Genomic DNA, 17,141 nt, shown 5'->3' with positions numbered 1-17,141 from the left:
TTTCATCCGGTCGATTTTCATTCACTGGCTGATAATCATCCGCATTTTAACGCCCCGTTAATCCCTGAAATATAATTACTCCGCTGTTGCACAACTAATTCCGCAATTCCGCCCACAACGGCATATGACTTGTATTACCCGTCTCTGGACCCCGCCTCCTGAAACACAGCGCTGCATTCCCCCTGTCACCCACCTGAGCGAGGAACGGGCAAATTGGGGCGAAACGCGAAAGACATCCTGCTGATCGACGATGACCGTGCATTCCTGAAAAAAGCCATTCGCCTGCTGGCTTTCAACGGGCTGTCTGCGGCCTCCTGCTCCGACCCTGCCCGGGCGCTCGAACGATGGCGCTGCGGCAGGTACAGGATCGTGGTCACGGATTACTGCATGCCCGGGCTGAATGGCCTGGAGGTGCTCAGTCGGCTGCGCAGCCTGGACCGGGAGGTGAAAACGATCCTCCTGACCGGCCTGGAGGATGAGGCTGTCCGCGAGGCCGCCCTGGCCGCGGGGGCCTGTGCTTTCATCCGCAAGCCGCTCGACCTGCAGGAATTTGTGGGGGCGCTGTCCGGCCTTCTGGGGCAGGGAACCGGCAGGGAAACGCAGACGGATGCGGTGGAACGACTGTCACCCCGGAACCTTGAGGGACCTTGCCGCGGCAACGGTCCGGGACAGGAGGGCCTATGAAACAATAACACCGGAGTCGTCTGCCCGAGTCTTTTCCAAATTCCATGGGGGAACTATGCAACAATCCAAGGTTAACGGGCTTCTAAAGGCCGTCCTTGTGGGGCTTGCCCTGTTTGCGGCCAGCCTTCAGGCCCAGCTTTCCACCTCCAAGGTGGAGGGCACGGTGCGGGACAAGGAGACCGGCACTCCGCTGCAGGGCGTGCAGGTGGTCATCGAGGGCACGCGCCTGGGCAACATCACCAACGCCGACGGCTACTATTTTATCCTGAACGTCCCGCCCGGCCGTCGGGACATCTCGTTCAACTACACCGGCTACCAGAAAGTCACGATCAGGGAGCAACTGATCCTGGCCGGCCAGACCATCACGGTCAACGCCAATCTCAGCAGCACCGTGGTCCAGTTGGAAGGGATCACGATCGAGGGCGAGAGTGAGATACTCGCGCCGCGCGACAACACTGTCACCAAGCATCGCCTGACCACCGAGAGCCTGGTCGAGACCCCGGCCACCGTGCTCGAGGACCTGCTGGTCCAGCAGGCCGGCGTGGTCACGGGCGGCCAGGGCGCGCTGGCCCGCGGGGTGCGCATCCGCGGCGGCCGCATCGGCCAGGAGATGATGGTGGTCGACGGGATGCCGGTGCGCAACCAGACCGCACTGGCCGACCGCACGGACGACAACAGCGTCGAGACCGGCGCCCAGGGCCAGGATGTCAGCCCGCTGGAGCTTTCCACCGAGGCGATCGAGGAGGTGGATATCCTCACCGGCGGGTTCCAGGCCGAATACGGCAACGCCCAGTCCGGCATCATCAATATCGTCACCAAGGAGGGCGGCCCGCAGCTCAGCGGCAGAGTGCGGTTCACCACCGACGAGATGAACCCTCGCACCGCGGACTACGGCTACAACCAGCTCGTCACCACTATCGGCGGCCCGATCCCGGGTGTGCCGAACCTCTATTTCCAGGGCACCGGCGAGATCCAGGGCGAGGCCGACCGCACCCCGACTCATGCGGATGAGGGCTTCCGCGGGATCAACGAAGACTTCGTCGACTACCTGAACGCCGCAGTGGCCAACGACCCGGTCCTCGGGCTGCGCAAGCCGGCCTACACCCTGGACATGTTCAAGACCGGTCACGAGTTCTACGCCTCGCGCACCGGCGGCGGCCTGTCACTGTTCAGCCCGTCCAACCCGGTGCGTCTGCCCGGCAACTGGGGCGACCGCACCCTGGCCAACGGCAAGATCACCTACAGCCCGATCCCCAGTCTGAAAATCATCGCCTTGAACCAGTGGAGCCGCAACCAGAACTCCTATCCCAGCGGCCCCGCGGGCGACGGCGACTACTTCCAGACCGGGATTGTCACCCGCAAGAGCGGCGACCCGATGTGGGAAGCCGCCTGGGGGCGCAGCCCGTTCTTCGCCAAAGAGCCCTCCCGCACGGAGCTGTACATCCCGCAGAGCCAGGGCCGCCGTGTCCGGGCCAACAACATGCTGTTCGGCGGGGACTGGAATTTCCTGCAGAACTCCAGGCAGAACGCGCTGCTGCAGTTCCGCTACAGCCGCTTCCGCACCAACGAGATCAACTCCTCCATGCAGGCCGCGGACTGGAAGCGCGAGAGCACGTTCATGAGCTGGGATGCCCACGACCTGCGTTTCGAGGTGGAGCGCTACCCGAACCGCGAGATCCAGCAGGGATTGGAGACCCTGGACTGGTACCCGGACGGCGCGTTCGAGAACCACGACGGGGAGCGCTACGAGACGCCGTTCCTGGTGGACACCTACTCGATCTACACCCTGCAGTACCGCTACAGCCGTGAGTGGCAGAACAACTACAAGATGGATGTCGATTTCCAGTGGAACCGGACCAACCGGGCCAAGCTGGGTGTGCAGATCTCGGACTACGACAACGACATGTTCCGGGTCCGTCAGCATGTCACCAAGCGCAACGAGATGGGCGAGTTCCGTTACCAGCCCAAGCTGTTCGCGGCCTACCTCCAGAACCGCACCGACCTGGGCGATTTCGTCTTCGACTACGGCGTGCGCTGGGACCAGTTCCAGCCGGTGGACAACTGGGGAATCAACCAGAGCGATCCCTTCGGCCAGAGTGTCAGCCCGACCGTGTTCACCGAGGTGTCGCCGCGTTTCAACGTCGGGTTCCCGGTGACCGACCGCTCGCAGCTTCGTTTCAGCTACGGCGCGTTCACCCAGATCCCCAGTTTCAACGTGCTGTTCAACTACCAGGAGTACGGCGGCAACGCCAACCCGGGCGGTCTGGGCTACAGCCGCACGGACGCGTTCGAGGCGGGCCTGAGCTACCTGGTGAACAACGACATGGTCCTCGACCTGGTCACCTACTACCGGGACATCAACGGGGACGTTTCCAGCAACACATTCTTCATCGACCAGTGGCTGTGGCACAGCGAGCAGCGGGTGCGCAACTGGATGAGCGGCTACTCCAACCGTGACAACGGCAACGTGAAGGGCTTCGACCTGACCCTGAAGAAGCGCTTCTCGAACAACTTCTCCTACAACCTGATCTACACCATGCAGTTCGTCCGCACCACCGGCGACAACGAGCTGGGCAGCCGGGGCTACGACGCGGCCTCGAACTCGATGAACCTGCCGCCGGACGAGCTGCGCCCTGGCTCCGGGGACCAGACCCACAAGCTGACCGCACAGCTCAACTACCAGTTCCCGCTGGATGTCCAGGCCGGCAAGTGGCTCAGCCCCGTGCTCCGGGAGTTCGGTCTCTACGCGGTCTACCAGCTCAACAGCGGCACCCCCGGCGGTGACGCCCCCGGCGTGCCGATGGCCTATCGCGGCCGCTGGTACTCCAACCTCGACCTGCGCTTCAGCAAGAACCTGGGCCTGGGCCGGACCCGCCGCGTGCAGGTCTTCGCCGAGGTGTTCAACGCGCTCAACCGCCGGGACAAAGCCGCCTACCCCAAGGACTACCGGCTTGAGAGCTACCTGCATATCACCGGTGGGGCCGACTTGCAGTGGAACCAGCTCGCCGAGGGTGACTGGGAGCGCCGCGCGCGGTTCCAGGCCGATTTCAACGGCGATGGGGTCCTGACCGACGAGGAAGCCGGAATGGGCGCGCTGGCCAATGCGGTTATGATGAGCACGATGGACAAGCGCAATTGGGGCACCGCCCGGCAGATCCGCGCCGGAGTCGACTTCAGCTTCTGAGCTGCGGCTGTTGCAGGCCCACAAATCTAAACAGCCGACAAGCGGGAGAAATAATATGCGAATAAACAGAAAGATTTCCATTACGCTGACCCTGACCTCATTGCTTTGCCTGGCGGCGGGATCGCTGCATTCCGAGATGCGCCAGCAGCGGGTCCCGCGCGGCAACAATGCGGGGCTCGGGATCGGTCGGGTCGGCGGGGGCGGCTGGGCAGGCCCCTGGTACGCCGCAGCCAACAACACGATCCAGTTCCCCACCGGATCGGGCAACTTCATCTACAACGACTGCGGGCTGGTCACCTACATGATAACCCGCGACACCCTGGGCACCGACGCTTTCGCCAACGACACGATCATGCCGCCGGACGGCGGGTCGGGGCCGGTGTTCCTGCACGCCTCGGGTTTCAACTATGATGAGGTGATGGCGCTCGCCACGAGCGAGCCCAACATCGAGCGGCTGGGGGACGTGCCCTACGACCGGGTCTGGTCCTCGGCCGACGCCGGCGAGCTGGCCGATTGGCCGATCGAGGGCCGCTGGGGCCGCTCCGCCTCCGGCGAGCCGATGGTCTACGGCGCCGAGACCATGTTCGTGCACTACGGCGATGTCGCGTGCACCTACGGATACGGCACTCCTCCGTGCATGTACAGCGGATACTCGTTCCATTTCCTCGACTACGGGGAAAGTGCGAACATGGTTTACATCAATATCCTGTTCCAGAACGTGTCCGAGTACCTGCGGTTCAACGCCACGGGCAACTATCGCCGGCTGGGCGAGCGCTGTCCCAGCGGCTACACGTTCAAGGGAGCCATTTTCATTCCCTACATGCGGCAGGTCGGTTTCGGAAGCAGCGACTACAACGCCGGCTGGGCTTTCCAGCCGTCCAGGGAGATAGTGGGCTACTGGTGCAAGCAGCCCACGATCAGCAGCTTCAGCCCCCAGGAGCCGCCGCTCATGGGCTACAAGGTGCTGCGCGCGCCCTCGATCCACGGCGAGACCGCCACCCTGCGCAACGCGCACATCGATGTCACCAGCGAGTTCGGAATCAGCGCCCCTTGGGGAATAGTCCGCTCCGATTACAACCAGAAGGACCGCTACAAGTTCTGCCTGGGCGAGAACCCGCAAGCGTTCACCTCCGACCGGATCAACCCGTACACCGGCCGCCAGCTCACATTCTGGCCGGGGCTGATCCTGCCCTCGGACCAGTGCTACGAGAAGTGGCTCTGGGGTCTGGGCGGAGAGTACATGCAGGCCTGTCTGGCCCCGATCTACGGTGAGCTGCACGACATCGCGCCGCGGGACACGGTCAGCATGGAAATGGTGATGATGTTCGCCTACCCGGGCGTCAAGCCCCTGGTGGCGCCGACCGCAGACATCGCCAACATCGACGCCCCGGTGATGCAGCAGGCGTTCGCCCCGCTGGAGCGCTACGCCGAGGTGGCGCAGACCGTGTACGAGAGCGGGTTCATCACGCCCTCCACGCCGGTGTCGCCCTCGCTGACCATCATCCCGGGCGACCGCCAGGTCACCCTGACCTGGAGCGATGTCAACCTGCGCACGCCGGACGCCTATTACTCGTTCCTGAAGCAGCACCCGGACCTGGACCCCGAGGGCGTGTACAAGGAGTACGACTTCGAGGGCTATCGGTTGTACCGCAACTACGTGGGGCCGAACAACGCACACGCGGAGCTTATTTTCTCCTGCAGCCTGAGCGACAACAACCTCCAGTTTTTCTACGTGGATAAGTTCGATAACGACCGCCCCTATTACCGTCTGCGCAACGGTCTGCGGGTCTGGTACGCCCTGGTGCCGTACGACCGGAACATCGACGTGGCCACGGGTAACGAGTTCAGCCTGCCTGACACCTCCAGCGCCAAAGTCTGGAACCGTCCCGGCGAGTCCGGCCTCTACACGGTCGTGCCGCGCAGCGAGGCCAGCAATTTCAAGGCGGCAGAGGTGAGCCAGATCCGTTTCATCGCCGTGGATGGCTCCAGTCCCGAGGTGGCGAGCAATGTCATGCTCACCGGCCCGGGCGACGGCAGCCTGACCGACCCGCCGATGGACCTGGTCCCGCTGCCGTTCTACGAGGTGAATTTCACCCCGGTGAACAACGAGCGTCTGGCCGCGGAAAAGACAATCTACCTGACAGTCAAGGACCGATTGGTCTACGACCAGGGTTGCACCGGCAACCGCATGGCCGTGGACAACACGCTGACCCTGGTCGACGGGGGCTACGAAAGCACCACCACCACCGTGTACGGCGGGGGGGATGACCAGCCGGTGTTCAGCGTCTCCGGCCCGGTGGACGGCTCGGGGGTCAACTACAGCTTCAAGTTCACCTTCGACGGGATGTCGGGCCGGGGCAATTACATAGGCCTGTACATGCACGCCGATCCGGGCGGCTACAACGGCGGGGACCTGGAAGTCCTGAGCACCCGCTGGTGCACTCCCCGTCCCGGAACCTCTCCCAGCAACCTGTACACCACCCGCGCCGGGCGCTTCCAGGTGACCTGGAAAGACGCTGGGGGCGGCAACCTGACCGTGGAGGTGAAGGACATGACCCGCGGCGGGGCTACGGTGAACAAGGTGGACTATCCGGATGAGCGGGGCTGGGGCTTCCAGACCAAGGCCGGCTACGGTGGCGACATCGCCCAGTTCGGCACCGGCGCCAACGGCGCCTACTATAACGAGGCCTTCGTCGATCGTCTGCCCAAGAGCGAGCGCACGGTGAAGATGGACGCTACGCTGCCGGCGGATAATATCGAGCAGTTCGGGCTATTCCTGAACGGCCTGCTCTGGACGGTGAAGCGTGACGGCGGCGACGGGATCACGATGCCCGCGGCCGGGACGGTCTGGGTGATAGACAACGCCTACGGCTCATGGAACGACAACCAGACTGTTTTTACCCAGATTCCGGACATGGCTTTCCCGGGGGACAAGTGGGAGATCAAGATCACACCCTCGAGCGTGAACCCGGAGGACGCCGACCTGAGCAAGATCCGGGTGGTGCCCAATCCCTATGTCGGCTCCTCGTTCCTTGACCTGACGCCCGACAACAAGCGCATCGAGTTCGTCAACCTCCCCGCCAAGTGCACGATCCGTATCTACTCGCTGGGCGGCAACCTGGTCAACGTCCTGAACCATATCGGGGTCAACCGGTTCGGCTGGGGCAACTACACCGACTGGGACCGTCTGACCCTGAACCAGCCGAACGAATACACGGGTTACGACAACCACGGCGGCACCGAGGCCTGGAACATGCGCAACCGTTTCGGCCAGACCGTGGCCAGCGGCCTGTATTTCTTCCATGTGACGGATGAGCGAGGGAAAACCTACACCGGCAAATTCTATGTCATCAACTGAGCCGGGAGGCATCCGATGCGGGCAACAATCGCGCAACTACTTTCCTCGCCGTTTGAACGGAGGTTGAATATGAGAAAAGCGATGGCCGGACAGGCCATTCGGGCGGGCGTGCTCCTGCTGCTGCTGGCCGCTATGCCGCTGGCTGCCCAGGGCGTCCCGCAACAGGAATACAGCGGCCTCGACAAGTACCTCGGGCAGGGACGGCTGAACAATTCCTCGTTCGTCGGGGTGCGGGCGGCCGAGTTCCTGACCATCCCGGTCGGGGCGCGCGGGATCGGCATGGGCGGTGCTTACACCGCGACGGTCGACGATATCAGCGCCGTGTGGTGGAACCCGGCCGGGCTGGGTTTCCTGCAGAAAAAGGAAGTCATGCTCACCGTGGTGGACTACACCATGGACCTGAACTATTCCTTCGCCGCCGCGGCTTTCCCGATAGCGGACGGCAACGTGGTGGTGGGAGGGTTCTTCGGCTACCTGGACATCCCGGACATGGAGATCACCACCGTGGCCAACCCGGGCGGCACGGGATCGATGTTCCGTGCCTACGATTTCCAGATGGGCGGGTCGCTGGCCTATAATTTCAGCGACCGCTTCACCGGCGGCCTTAACCTGAAATACATTCACCAGGACGTGATGAACAACATCGGCGGCAACGCTTTCGCCATCGACGCCGGGGCGATCTACCACACCGAGTTCATGGAACGCGAGATCAAGTTCGCTTTCGCCATCCAGAACCTGGGGACCAACATCACCATGGGCGGGCCGAACCTGATCCGGGCGGTGGGAGCCGAGGACCGCGAGGGCGGTATGCCCAGCGGCTACCAGGATTTCAGCACCGATCCCTATTCCATCGCCGAGCGCGGCGAGCGCTACATGATGCTGCGCACCCACACCTACCGCCTGCCCTCCTCGGTCAAGATGGCGCTCTCCTACAGCCTCCTGTCGAGTGAGAAAGTGAACTGGCTGGCCACGGCCGAGATGCTCAGGCCCAGCTACATCCCGCTGAGCTACGCCGCGGGCACCGAGATGAACTACAGCTACGATCCGTTCCTCTCGTTCGCCATCCGCACCGGCTGGATGTTCCAGACCGACGAGTTCGACGACAAGTCCGATCAGTTCGGTTACGAGTACTACGGCAACGACGATGGGGCGTTCCGTGGGTTCAGCATCGGCGGTGGCGTGCAGAGGATTTTCGGCACCCGCAAGATTTGTTTCAACTACGCCTACAAGAACAAGGGCCGTCTGTCCGCCGACAATTTCTTCACCATGTCGTTCGGATTCTGAGCCCGGTAATCCGAGAGGCAGGACTACCCCCGGCGCGGAGAACCGCGCCGGGGGTTTTTTCAGGCGCCGCCAGCCGGGACACCGCCACAAGTCGTCCTCCCCGGCCAGGGATAAGATTGCCGGAATGTGCCGATCAGAGCATTCGGCTCTTTTGTCTCGCTTATATCTCCCCTCCCATTGCTTTTTTGCCGTTTCTGTCCCAAACGTAGCCGAGGCAGCGGATTTTTCCGGCTTATCCTCGGCCCGCGGAACAATGCGGCCAGGCTGAAGCATCCCCGAAACAGTGGACGCCTCCAGAGCCCAAGTTATTTGGGGGTAGGTGAATGCATGAGCGAGTAACAGCGGAAGCAATATGACTCAGAGTTCAAGCGTAAAGCAGTGAGACAGGCAGACAGTTCAGACAAAGGCTATTGTTCTGTAGAGCGTGAGATAAGTTATACCAGGGAGAGAGTAGGGGCTTGGCGCAGTTCGTTACTGACAGACGCGGTGGAAGCTTTTCGGGCACAACACAAACGAAACCACTGGAGGAGGAGAACCGCAGTCTGCGCCGGGAGTCGGAGGATGCCCGCAAGGAGCGGGATATCTCAAAAGCCCCGGCCATCGTCTCAAAGAACTGTTAGATTCTTGACATACGCCTGGAGCAAGCGTCCGCCGAGCCGGAAGGTTCTGGGGCGACAGAGGCAGTCGGTTTTCGAGGTCCATAAGGGACGAGCGGGCAGTCCGAAGAGCGCTGTTGAGCTCCAGGATCGTGGGGCCGGTTGGTGAGCTGTCGGCGTGTAGCGGTACGGATGCGCGGATGGGTGACTGGTGGGACAACGCGGTGGCTGAGTCGTTCTTTGGCGGCTTCAAGACAGGACTCGTCTATCAGAGGCTATCGGCCCTATTAGGAGCGGAATACTCCACGGAGTAGAATTTTGATAGGATGAAGGATAGAGAACATAATAGGGAATAGGGTGTCAAATAAGTCCAGAGAAAAGCAACAAATCGGTTTATCGACTGCAATTTATCTTTGCATACACTAATAACGAATTGCCAAATAAGAATGATCTTTTTGGAATGAACCAGCGTTCTGATGAGAAAATGGCTGTAAGAATATCGTTGACAATACCACCGGCGCCCGGAAATTGTTCTGAACGCTGTCCAAATTTACTAATCATACGATCTTTTATTGTATTCAATATAGATAGTGGAAACAAGACAGTGTTATAGTATGTAATGTATTGTATCTGAAAGCCCATATTCGTCATAATTCTCAGTAGTGTTTTTTTCGTATACCTTTTTCTATGGCCTAAGATATCATCATGGGACGACCACATCCATGAATAAGCCGGGACTGTCAGGAACAATCTCCCTTCCATGTTATTTAAGACTCTTTTAATTTCTTTTAGAAAAAGGGTGTCTTCCTCAATATGCTCCAGAACATCCAAGCATATAAGAACATCGATGCTGTTTGCTTTTATCGGTAAAGAAAACCCGTCCGCACAGATTTTCGTTCTATTCTTAACAGAGCTATCCTTTAGAAGGTTTTTCAGATCGATATCAAGGTCTGCAACCCATCCATAGTCGGAGGCCAAATTTCCAATTCCTCCTGGCCCACTACCAAGATTTAATATTTTGGAATTCTTCGGCATAAACTGATCGAATACATTGTGCAATATGGCCGTACGGCCGACACACCACCAATAGGTGCTTTCGACTTCAGTCACTCGTTTCATCAAGGCGGTATATTCATTTTCCAATGATGTTTTCATTGTATTTGTCTCACCTTATAACAAGCATAGAAAAAAAACAATTCCTTCCGAAATATCAATCGCTCAAAAGACGCGTTATTCAACAAGGGGAAAAAGGAAGAATAATTGTTCAGCCAGTAATTTACGATTTGATTTTCTTCCTTAAGTTGCATACCAAAACAGCGAGTCCATGGAAGTAATCGTGCGATTGGACTCTTCAGCGAAGTGAACGCCAGCTTAAGCTGCCAACTCGGATAATGGTCAATGAGATGTAATACTCCACCGATTACCATGATTCTTCGCAATTCCTGCAACAGTATTTTCAATTCCGCAATCTGTCCTAAATGGTGTAGTGAGTGCATAATAAATAACTGACTGACAGTGCCTGATTTAACTGGCAGTTCAATTGCGTTGGATTTGATGAAGAAAAGGTTCCGCACATGAGCGAGAACTTTGAACTCAGGTCGTAAGTCGATGCCAACAACAGTGGAAGAAGGGTTTTCAGTGGCGGCCTTTACGGCAAATTCGCCCGAACCGCAGCAAAGATCTAAAATCAAAGCATTCGACAATTCTTTGGGAAGTTGATATTTATCGTATTTCTTCCAGTGTTTTCTCTGTCTTCTTGTTTTAAGTGCAGCATTTCTGTAAATGGAATGCCAAGCCTCTCCCTCTTTCATTTATTACCTTTCCTTTCAAAAGTCAGATCCAGGCAGACTGTTGCACATTGCCACTTAAAAAACGGGATCTTTTCCAAAATCCGGCTTAGAAGTATAACGCTGCCCGAAAAGCAATCTGGTGTTTTGAAGACAAAAAGAAAGGGATATTTAACCAGCTTGGTAATCCTGATGCTGTCGATGGAGGAAAAAAAGCGGATATAATTCATTGGCAGATATGATCTCTCGCCCGCGGCGCGATGACCGGCTGTCAGTTCCATAAGCTTTCTGCCGAGGCTCAAACCGTTGGCTTCGGTAAGAAGAACTCTTCCCTTCGAAACCCTCGCCATCTCTCTTGCCATAGCGGCAGGCTTATCAACATGGTGCATGACATCGAAAGAAATCACCACATCGAAACTCTCATCTGGCAAATCAATGGATTGAGCATCGATCAGTTTTGCCTCAAGCCCTTTTTCCGCCAGCCAGTCCACTCCTTTCTGAAAAGATTCACTTACAACATACCTCGAGACAAATGGGTATTTACTGTTTACAATCCGCCTGGAAATATCACCGGTACCCGATCCGACTTCAAGAAAACTAAGCCGGGGCGACCCGTTGAAAGCTTCCTCGAAAAGTTGGATATACCGCTCGACGACATAATCTGAGATAGCGTCGCCTTGTATCTGCTGCCTCCAGCTTTTATCTTCCTGATGGATCTTACTCCAATCAGTCGGGGCCATTGAGCATTCTCCCGAGTTAACGGCTTGTGTTATACCCATAGCCGGAGAATAGATCTCTCAAAGAAATCTTTAGAATATCGAAAGGATCGAAAAGAATGCATCTGAGCAGATTTATGGTGGAGCCTTTTTTTTCGATCCAATGAACGGGTTGGCTTTTAATCCTCAACCCCAGTTTCTTGGACAGAAACAAAATTTCAATATCGAACATACCCCTTTTTGTCCGGGCAAGTTTGAAGATATCTCGCGCCGCCTGACATCGGAATCCCTTAAATCCACATTGTGTATCAGGCACCGGGGGTAGAGAAAGAATAATGTTCGCATACAGCAGAAGCGAGAAGCCAATGATTCGACGGAACCTTGAAGTATTCTCGTTATCGAAAAGGCGGATACCGGCTACTACGTCGTACCCACCTTTCAGATTTTTCAGCAAAGTGGAAACTTCTTCAATCGGCACCGCCAAGTCTGCGTCCATGAACATGATGTATTTGCCAAGGGCTTTTTCTACTCCAACTCCGATGGAATAACCCTTTCCCATGTTTTTCTTAAACTGGTGGATGTACAGATTATCCCGTTGATATTTCTCGCGGACCAGTTCTGCAAAACCGTCCGTGCTTGCGTCATCCATGATCAGTATTTCATAACTGATCGGCTGAGAGTCGAGATATGTGAATGAAGCTTCCAAGGTTTCGAGGATACGGTGCCGTTCGTTGAAACAAGGTATTATTATGCTGAGGTCAATGTTATTTAGCATCAAAATAATCCTCGAGACTGCAAATCCCTTGTTTGGTTCCGATCTCATAGAACCGTTCAAAAACTTCATATGCCAGAAGGCTGCCGGAAGAAATTAGCTTAGTTATTAAAACTTCCAAGTCAAACTTCATTCCACGCTCGAAATCGGCTAAATTGTTTTTATTCAAGACGGACAGGCCATAGTCGATATAGTTGTATTCCTTTTCGCCAAGTTTACTATATTCGACCACTCGGCCGTTCTCGATGGTTAAATTGCTTTTATCGAAATTATTGCTATTTCTGAATACTGTCATAACAGGAAAACTGCCATTCGAAAAATAATGATTTTCAACAGATGAATAATCAATCGGCAGGAAAGAATCACCGTAAGTCAGGAAATAATCTTCCTCCAGCAAACCCTCAGCCCATTTGAGAGCGCCTCCTGTGCCAAGAAGCATATTTTCCGGTTCACGGCTGAAAGAAATGCTCATGCCTTTGTAATTATCACCGCTAAAATGCCGTATTATGCTTTCTCCCAAGTGCCCGACAAGGTAAAGGACTCTCTCTATTCCTTGGGCTTCGAATAAATCGAGTTGCAACTCGATGAATGGGATTCCCTGTATCCGAATCAGAGACTTTGGCGTTGTTTCGCCCAGACTGCCCAGCCTTGTACCCAAACCGCCTGCAAGCACAACCATTTGCAACATAATATGCCTCTATTTAAGTGCTTCCACCACTCTTTCGAGCACTGCCATAACGTAAATGCCCTCTCGGATCGAACAGTCCGGAATTTTATCCTCTTGGATGCAACGCACGAAATAGCATATCTCATCGATATATGGTTTAATAAGATACTTTCTGAATCCATACTTGAGAAGCAACAGCGATTTAAGAGCATCCATATATTCACGGATGAATCGAAGAGGTCGATTAGACAAGTCGTCAAGGCTATAGAATCGAGGAGAAGGATCTCGATACCGGTTGAATGATATTTGTCCAGTTGTGCCGAAGACCTTGTATTCTTCCTGATCCGTGGTGGCTGAACTCAGCAGGTAGGAAGCCACCACGCCATTATCCAGCAAAAATTGAAGCGAAACGGTATCTTCGAAATGATGAATGTTTTGCCTGAATCCTTGGATAGACTGAATGCTGACTCCCGGATAATAAAATCTCAAAAGATCGATCTCATGTGAAAGATATTCGTAAACGACTCCTCCGTCATGCGATCCCGAATTCGCCAGATATCCAGTCATAGGCGAGCGGCTGCGATCGTTGAAATTATGGGTCACCTGGATCGCAATCACTTTTCCAAGGCCGTTATTCTGGATGCACTTTGCAATCATTCTCTCAGCTTCACCGAAGCGGCGGTGATGTCCGAGCATAATTTTAACAGGGTGCTTCTCTAATATGCTGTTAAGCTCTTGGGCTTCAGCAAGAGTAGCAGTCAGCGGTTTTTCAATAAGAACATTTTTTCCGCTTTCAATACAGGATTTTGCCAGGGCAAAATGGCTGGCAGTTTGTGCGGCTATGACAACGAAGGAAATGGACTTGTCATCGAGTATCTCATCCAAGCTTTCGCAAACGCGAATGTCCGGGCGTTGGATTTTAAGGTTTTCACGCACAAGCGGATTGATATCGAACACGCTGCCAAGCTGCACATTCTTCAAGTAGCGATCACAAAACAGGTACTTCTGCTGCGCATGTCTTCCACAGCCAGCTATTCCGAATCTGACAGCACTCATCTTGATCGGACTCATCTGGGTTTTGTGCTTTTCTGGGAATCATCGAGGAACATTCGAACAGTCTCTCTCGTATACATATGATCGCACATTTTGGTCAAGAAATTCGGAGGAATGGTAATGATATGAGCTCCGGCGGTTGCGGCTTTCTGAATGTCCATCACTGACCGTATGCTTCCTACAATGATCTGACATCTATAATTCCAGTCGAGTATCCATCTCTTGAACTCTTGGACCAGAATCTGCGCATCATGACCTTCATCGCAGACTCTTCCAAAAAAGATACTGACATAAGTCGCCCCGGCTTTAGCCGCCATTAAAGCCTGATTGAAAGACATCACGGCTGTAACGTTCACTCTGATGTTATCTTTTTCCAGCCGATGAATAGTATCGAGACAATGATTACCCCTTGCATCGATAACAGGTATCTTGACGACAATATTTTCCGCCCAGGAGGCAAAATTACGTGCCTGAGACAGTACTTCCACGGGATCATCGGTGGTCACCTCAATCGATACTGGTTTATCCCCCAGAGCAGCTGCGATTGTGCTTATGCTCGCCCGTATGTTGGATATCCCGTCTTTAAGCATAATCGATGGGTTGGTCGTCACACCGTCAATAACACCAGACTTGATCCATTTGTTTATTTCTTCAATTTTTGCGGTATCAAGAAATATTTTCATTCTTCACCCTCATTCATCTTTCCGACAATCCTGCTCACCGCTTCGTTCAGATTATCGGCGAACATATCTGGAGTCGCGCTTTTCTCGAAAAGCAATCTACAGTTATAACATTGCCGTTTCCCTATCATTACACTTCTGGTCCCTGCGGCCTGTGCCGCAATTATATCGACCACACTGTCACCGATCATCCAACAAGACTCCGCCGAAAGACCATATTTTTGACATGCAGCAATTATCATGCCTGGCCTTGGTTTACGCCATTCGCTGTCATTCCGGTATTCCTTCAGTATTGCTTCTGGATGATCCAAGCAATAGTAACGATCATCAAGATATGCACCCATTTCAGACAGAAGAACGGTCATTTTTTGGTCTATCGCGTTGTGGATATCCAGCGAGAAATGCTCTTTCGCCACCCCGGGCTGGTTGGAAACCAGAATGGCGAGATAACTGGAGTCGTTGATATCTTTGATTGCCCTCGCTACGCCCGGAAGGAGCTTGAACTGCTCCAACGAAAATGGCGTGTCGAGCACTCCAATATCTTGGTGATACACTATGTCGTTTATTACTCCGTCTCTATCCAGAAAGATCGCTGAGTGCTTATTTTCCCGTTTCATGCCGGAGCTTCCATGTTGCGGGCTATCTCTTGCCGCACGCACTGGGTAAGAAGATGTGCCAGCAGTGAATGAAGCGATTCAACAAGAGGTGTTCCGAGAGGTTCAGAATCAATATTGATAACAACACATTCATCCGCGGCGATGGCAAGATATCCTCCACCGAATCCACTGAATCCCAACACTCTACCTTTGCGAGATTTCGTATAATTCACCGCCCTGGGAATATTTTGTGACCATTCGCCAGCTTCACCCTGTCCACTTCCACCGTGTACCGAAAAAGCAATAAGAACATCTCCATCATCCATCCAGTTCTTCAATTGTTCTTCGAATACTGAGGCGAAGCCATTATCATTGGTCCAGGCGCTGGTCAACGGGATATTATCCACAAGGCTCATCGCTTTGAGCCGCCTGGTTTCTCCACAGATCGTACATTTGCTCAGATCACACGCCAGATGTGTCGCAGTCGATGCCGATCCACCGTTGCCTATGATGAACACCGTGTTGTTCTGGCGCCAGGCATGCGCAACGATTTCGGCCATGCGAACCAGAGTGCCTGGTTGAATATCACCGAGCAACTGTTGCGCTTTAGAAAGATAATTCTCTATATATGTTTTCTGCATAGCCATCCTCTTCTCAAAATGTCAGGAGCTTGACTCCCTCTGTTTCGATTTCATAATCGACTCCATGCAATCCTTCTTCGAGCATAGCATCTGTAACTCTCTTCCTTGTTTGCAGATCGTTACAGATTAGCATCAGAAAACCGCCGCCACCCGCTCCAAGGATTTTGCCACCAAGCGCTCCCTTGGCCATCGCTGTTGCGTACCACTTGTCAATCTCCGGATTGGTGATAGCTCCAGTCCTGGCTCTTTTGTTCTTCCAATGCTCGTCCATCAATCTGCCGACAGTTTCGATGTCTTCAGAGAATAAAGCTTGTTTCATTTGCTCCCCAAGCTCTTTCACACGATGCAGATTATCCAACATGCGATTATCGGCATTCTCTGTTTTTTCTTTCTGGTCGAGAAGAATGTCTCGGCTTCTGCGCCTGAGTCCGGTATAAAACAATAGCATGCTATTTCTCAGTTCCTCGAAAAATTTGTTACCCAACTTCAGCCTGCTGGCTTTCACCTTACCCTGGGTTGAAACATTTATCAAGCTGATGCCTCCGAGAGCGGCAATATATGGATCTTGCTTTCCAACCGGCATACCAAGGCGGACTGCTTCTATTTCGAAAGCCATTTCCGCCACCTCTGCAGCAGAAAGATTCTGTTTCTTGTATGCGGCAAGTGCTGACACCAAGGCCACAAGAAATGAACCTGAAGAACCCATCCCGGTGCCGGATTGAATGTCTGCCAAAGAGGCTATTTCTATATTGTCTCTAATTTGGAAAAGATCGAGCGCCTCTTTAAAAAAGGGATGCTTTATTGATTCTAAATTCAATACGGATTCAGATTCCGAATATTTAATTTTTATTGAAGTGTCTGTACTTGATCTGTTAAGACAAATATAGACATACTTATTTATAGCGGCCGCTATAACAACTCCTCCGAATCTACTGTAGTAGGAAGGAAGGTCGGTCCCGCCTCCTCCTAATGTTATACGCAATGGAGCGCGTGCGATAATCATTTTATCTCCTTTAGGTGATACAAATATCAAACCGCAAATTTTATCTTGTTATGGTTTTGCCCATAATAGTGGGAATCAAGATAAGCAGTATTCATACTCCGCTCACATTCAAAGGGGTCA

The 17,141-nt window shown here is 54.2% G+C and carries 14 protein-coding genes; 4 read left to right on the top strand and 10 right to left on the bottom strand.

Translation table 11 applies throughout. The annotated features are described in order from the left end of the window. Positions 1-213 precede the first annotated feature (213 nt). The 4 genes from LLH00_02545 (at position 214) to LLH00_02530 (ending at position 8,510) form a co-directional block, all read left to right on the top strand. Positions 214-684 (top strand): response regulator, encoded by a 471-nt coding sequence (locus LLH00_02545; GenBank protein MCE5270143.1) that lies wholly within the window; start codon positions 214-216, stop codon positions 682-684. A gap of 55 nt (positions 685-739) precedes the next feature. Beyond that, positions 740-3,868 carry a TonB-dependent receptor gene (locus LLH00_02540; GenBank protein ID MCE5270142.1) on the top strand — a complete coding sequence of 1,043 codons (3,129 nt, stop codon included), beginning with the start codon at positions 740-742 and terminating at the stop codon, positions 3,866-3,868. A 55-nt stretch (positions 3,869-3,923) separates the two neighbouring features. Further along, positions 3,924-7,226, top strand: coding sequence for a hypothetical protein (locus LLH00_02535; GenBank protein MCE5270141.1), 3,303 nt, complete (start codon positions 3,924-3,926; stop codon positions 7,224-7,226). Between the two features lie 69 nt (positions 7,227-7,295). After that, positions 7,296-8,510 (top strand): PorV/PorQ family protein, encoded by a 1,215-nt coding sequence (locus LLH00_02530; protein MCE5270140.1) that lies wholly within the window; start codon positions 7,296-7,298, stop codon positions 8,508-8,510. 989 nt (positions 8,511-9,499) lie between these two features. Here LLH00_02530 and LLH00_02525 read toward each other — a convergent pair. Genes LLH00_02525 through LLH00_02480 form a run of 10 tightly spaced genes read right to left on the bottom strand, consistent with a single transcriptional unit; the run spans position 9,500 to position 17,021 of the window. After that, positions 9,500-10,261 (bottom strand): class I SAM-dependent methyltransferase, encoded by a 762-nt coding sequence (locus LLH00_02525; protein ID MCE5270139.1) that lies wholly within the window; start codon positions 10,259-10,261, stop codon positions 9,500-9,502. Further along, the gene (locus tag LLH00_02520; GenBank protein MCE5270138.1) at positions 10,258-10,917 is read right to left on the bottom strand and encodes a class I SAM-dependent methyltransferase; all 660 of its coding nucleotides are present in this window, start codon (positions 10,915-10,917) and stop codon (positions 10,258-10,260) included. The genes LLH00_02525 and LLH00_02520 overlap by 4 nt, the downstream gene beginning before the upstream one ends. Next, entirely contained in the window at positions 10,914-11,633 is a 720-nt protein-coding gene (locus LLH00_02515) for a class I SAM-dependent methyltransferase (GenBank protein MCE5270137.1), read from the bottom strand. Before LLH00_02515 ends, LLH00_02520 begins: the two co-directional genes overlap by 4 nt. Positions 11,634-11,649: 16 nt before the next feature. Beyond that, positions 11,650-12,384 carry a glycosyltransferase gene (locus tag LLH00_02510; GenBank protein ID MCE5270136.1) on the bottom strand — a complete coding sequence of 245 codons (735 nt, stop codon included), beginning with the start codon at positions 12,382-12,384 and terminating at the stop codon, positions 11,650-11,652. Beyond that, positions 12,374-13,069 carry an NTP transferase domain-containing protein gene (locus LLH00_02505; GenBank protein ID MCE5270135.1) on the bottom strand — a complete coding sequence of 232 codons (696 nt, stop codon included), beginning with the start codon at positions 13,067-13,069 and terminating at the stop codon, positions 12,374-12,376. The genes LLH00_02510 and LLH00_02505 overlap by 11 nt, the downstream gene beginning before the upstream one ends. A 9-nt stretch (positions 13,070-13,078) precedes the next feature. After that, on the bottom strand, positions 13,079-14,119 hold the full coding sequence (locus LLH00_02500) for a Gfo/Idh/MocA family oxidoreductase (GenBank protein MCE5270134.1): 1,041 nt from the start codon (positions 14,117-14,119) through the stop codon (positions 13,079-13,081). Beyond that, positions 14,116-14,784 carry a transaldolase gene (locus LLH00_02495; GenBank protein ID MCE5270133.1) on the bottom strand — a complete coding sequence of 223 codons (669 nt, stop codon included), beginning with the start codon at positions 14,782-14,784 and terminating at the stop codon, positions 14,116-14,118. Before LLH00_02495 ends, LLH00_02500 begins: the two co-directional genes overlap by 4 nt. Further along, positions 14,781-15,398, bottom strand: a complete 618-nt coding sequence (locus tag LLH00_02490; protein MCE5270132.1) for an HAD-IIIA family hydrolase — start codon at positions 15,396-15,398, stop codon at positions 14,781-14,783. The genes LLH00_02495 and LLH00_02490 overlap by 4 nt, the downstream gene beginning before the upstream one ends. Next, positions 15,395-16,018 carry an SIS domain-containing protein gene (locus tag LLH00_02485; protein MCE5270131.1) on the bottom strand — a complete coding sequence of 208 codons (624 nt, stop codon included), beginning with the start codon at positions 16,016-16,018 and terminating at the stop codon, positions 15,395-15,397. The genes LLH00_02490 and LLH00_02485 overlap by 4 nt, the downstream gene beginning before the upstream one ends. Before the next feature lie 13 nt (positions 16,019-16,031). After that, positions 16,032-17,021, bottom strand: coding sequence for a galactokinase (locus tag LLH00_02480; GenBank protein MCE5270130.1), 990 nt, complete (start codon positions 17,019-17,021; stop codon positions 16,032-16,034). Positions 17,022-17,141: the final 120 nt, after the last annotated feature.

It is taken from the genome of bacterium, assembly GCA_021372515.1.
Taxonomy (GTDB): Bacteria; Gemmatimonadota; Glassbacteria; order GWA2-58-10; family GWA2-58-10; genus JAJFUG01.
This window is presented reverse-complemented; position numbering and strand designations above follow the sequence as displayed.

Coding starts and splice junctions, on each gene's coding strand:
- LLH00_02480 (MCE5270130.1), bottom strand. CDS start 17,021: ATGATTATCGCACGCGCTCCATTGCGTATAACATTAGGAGGAGGCGGG.
- LLH00_02535 (MCE5270141.1), top strand. CDS start 3,924: ATGCGAATAAACAGAAAGATTTCCATTACGCTGACCCTGACCTCATTG.
- LLH00_02490 (MCE5270132.1), bottom strand. CDS start 15,398: ATGAAACGGGAAAATAAGCACTCAGCGATCTTTCTGGATAGAGACGGA.
- LLH00_02530 (MCE5270140.1), top strand. CDS start 7,296: ATGAGAAAAGCGATGGCCGGACAGGCCATTCGGGCGGGCGTGCTCCTG.
- LLH00_02540 (MCE5270142.1), top strand. CDS start 740: ATGCAACAATCCAAGGTTAACGGGCTTCTAAAGGCCGTCCTTGTGGGG.
- LLH00_02495 (MCE5270133.1), bottom strand. CDS start 14,784: ATGAAAATATTTCTTGATACCGCAAAAATTGAAGAAATAAACAAATGG.
- LLH00_02485 (MCE5270131.1), bottom strand. CDS start 16,018: ATGCAGAAAACATATATAGAGAATTATCTTTCTAAAGCGCAACAGTTG.
- LLH00_02500 (MCE5270134.1), bottom strand. CDS start 14,119: ATGAGTCCGATCAAGATGAGTGCTGTCAGATTCGGAATAGCTGGCTGT.
- LLH00_02525 (MCE5270139.1), bottom strand. CDS start 10,261: ATGAAAACATCATTGGAAAATGAATATACCGCCTTGATGAAACGAGTG.
- LLH00_02520 (MCE5270138.1), bottom strand. CDS start 10,917: ATGAAAGAGGGAGAGGCTTGGCATTCCATTTACAGAAATGCTGCACTT.
- LLH00_02510 (MCE5270136.1), bottom strand. CDS start 12,384: ATGCTAAATAACATTGACCTCAGCATAATAATACCTTGTTTCAACGAA.
- LLH00_02505 (MCE5270135.1), bottom strand. CDS start 13,069: ATGTTGCAAATGGTTGTGCTTGCAGGCGGTTTGGGTACAAGGCTGGGC.
- LLH00_02515 (MCE5270137.1), bottom strand. CDS start 11,633: ATGGCCCCGACTGATTGGAGTAAGATCCATCAGGAAGATAAAAGCTGG.